The following is a 260-nucleotide window of genomic DNA, read 5'->3' on the forward strand; positions in this document are numbered from 1 at the left end:
GCCGAAAGGGCCGACCAGCCGATCGTCGAGGCGGTCCTTCGCCTGCACCAGCTGAATGGCATCCGTGGCATAGGCAGCCGCCCCATCGCGGCAGCCTTGCACGAGCCAGGGGTTGCGGGCACCCGACTGCTTGAGATTTTGCCGGTTCATCACGACCGGGCCGAATGTCTCATGATCGGCGATATGGTGATCGACATATTGCGATGCATAGGCTTCGCTGTTCATCAGGAAGCCGCGGTCGCCCAGACCGACGTCCTGGA

The 260-nt window shown here is 62.7% G+C and carries 1 protein-coding gene; it reads right to left on the minus strand.

Features of this window, described 5'->3' with window-relative positions; genetic code table 11:
- On the minus strand, positions 1 to 260 hold a 260-nt coding region (locus AF337_RS13530; RefSeq protein WP_152971057.1), incomplete at both ends, for a hypothetical protein.

The organism is Rhizobium ecuadorense, from assembly GCF_001187535.1.
GTDB classification, from domain to species: Bacteria; Pseudomonadota; Alphaproteobacteria; order Rhizobiales; family Rhizobiaceae; genus Rhizobium; species Rhizobium ecuadorense.